The sequence below is a fragment of the Thermohalobaculum sediminis genome (assembly GCF_023487995.1).
GTDB lineage: Bacteria > Pseudomonadota > Alphaproteobacteria > Rhodobacterales > Rhodobacteraceae > Thermohalobaculum > Thermohalobaculum sediminis.
This window is the reverse complement of record NZ_JAMFKN010000042.1, coordinates 1-1,621: the sequence shown is the minus strand read 5'-3', so window position 1 is coordinate 1,621 and position 1,621 is coordinate 1. Positions and strand designations below refer to the sequence as shown.

Genomic DNA, 1,621 nt, shown 5'->3' with positions numbered 1-1,621 from the left:
AAGGGGTTGGGTTTGCTCATGCCACGAGGGTAGGGAGGCGGCTATTCCGCCTCAAGCCAAGTTCCTTTGACATTGCCTGTCATAGACATCCGACTTCGCTGCCCCGCGCGCGACGCCGTCGGGCGAGGAGAGTTTGAGCTGGCAGGGCGCGTCGTAGCAGCCGTGGCAGACGACGCAACGCCGCTCGAGGATGCGCGGCACCTCGGCCGCCGCCTTGGCCGAGAGCGCCGCCGGAGCGACCAGCGACGCGAGGTCAGGCGGCAGTGGCGCCCCGGCGGCCGGCTCATCGCCCTTAAGGGGCGCGCAGGTGGCGAGCGCCAAAAGTCCCACCGCCGCGGCGAGCACCCGCACCACGATCCCCGTCGCCCGCCCCCTCACGCGCGTGCCGGGCCGAGCCAGCGGCAGAGGGCAGCGATCAGCGCGAGGTTCACCCCCGGCGCGAGGGCGCCGAGCCAGGGCCAGGCGGCCTCGGGCGCGAGGTCGATGAGCCAGATCCACGGGAACCCGAGGGGAATCAGGAACACCCCCGAGAGCGGGTCGGCCTCCTGCCCGAAGAGGCCGAACCGGCCGATGAGGAAGAGGCCGAGCGCGCCGATCCAGGCGATCGCGAAGCCCACGACGACGATCCGGCAGATCATGCTCCGTTCCTTCCCCTCTCGCGGCGCCGAATCCCAGGCCTCAGTCGGCTTGCCGCTCGAGCCGCACCGCCACGGTGCCGTCCGCCTGCAACAGCGCCATCCCGTCCGTCACCGGGTCGTAGGCGAGCGGCGCCCCCTCCTCGAGCAGGGCGAGCACCCGGCGCTCCTGCCCATCGATCAGCGGATCGGCGCAGGCCATCATGGTCACCCCCATGGGGCCGTCGGCGACGAGGCGCTGGCCATCGATCCGGGCGCTGCCCATGAAGCGGTTGCAGCCGACGCTGCCCCAGAAGCTGCCGTCCGGCTCGAACCCGAGCTCGGCCCCGGGCGCCGCGAGCGCGCCGTCGATCTCGGTGATCCGCCACTTGCTGCCGCGCGCGGCCGGCGCGGGCGCGGCGCCCTCGGCGAGGAACCTCGCTGCGACCCAGCCCTCGGTCCCGCCATACTCGATGCGGCACCAGCGCGTGTTGCGCGCCGCCTCACGCTCGGCATCGCTCGCCTTCTCCCACTCGGCGAAGCTGAGGCCGCCGATGCACCCGAGATTGCGGATGCCGTCAGCGTCGTGTGGGATCTCGCCGATCTTCGGATGGCTCGCCCCAGCGTCGGCGCGGATGTTGAGCACATCGTTGGCCTCGACGCCAGTGACGCGGAAATAATCGGGGCCGTCCGCCTCGGCAGTGGCCCGCCCGCCAGAGGTGGCCGAGAAGGCCGAAGCGACGGCGACAAACGCCGCCATGCGGGTGAGGGATGACAACCGTACGATCATGTCTGCGATCACTCCTCTTGCCATGAGACAGCCCGGGATGCGCTGGATCGCCCCTTCTGCGCCGATGATGGTGGTGTCAGACCAATGCGAACCAGTCTCAGATTGGCTGTCAACGTCGGCCTTCAGGCTGCGCCGAGCTTACGCCACTCCTCGAGTGCGGCGGTTCTGTTGACCTTGAAGATGTGCCGGCTTGAAAGGCTGCGTTCCTGATTGAAGT

The 1,621-nt window shown here is 70.1% G+C and carries 3 protein-coding genes and 1 pseudogene; all 4 read right to left on the bottom strand.

Features of this window, described 5'->3' with window-relative positions; genetic code table 11:
* Window positions 1–51 precede the first annotated feature (51 nt).
* Window positions 52–378: a hypothetical protein gene (locus tag M1105_RS20535; RefSeq protein ID WP_249582236.1), complete on the bottom strand. Its 327-nt coding sequence runs from the start codon at window positions 376–378 to the stop codon at window positions 52–54.
* A complete protein-coding gene (locus M1105_RS20530; protein WP_249582235.1) occupies window positions 375–638 on the bottom strand; it encodes a hypothetical protein in 264 nt (87 codons plus the stop codon). Before M1105_RS20530 ends, M1105_RS20535 begins: the two co-directional genes overlap by 4 nt.
* Before the next feature lie 40 nt (window positions 639–678).
* Window positions 679–1,404 carry an META domain-containing protein gene (locus M1105_RS20525; protein WP_249582234.1) on the bottom strand — a complete coding sequence of 242 codons (726 nt, stop codon included), beginning with the start codon at window positions 1,402–1,404 and terminating at the stop codon, window positions 679–681.
* Window positions 1,405–1,526: 122 nt separating this feature from the next.
* Window positions 1,527–1,621: pseudogene (locus M1105_RS21055) on the bottom strand (IS6 family transposase); the annotation flags it as partial.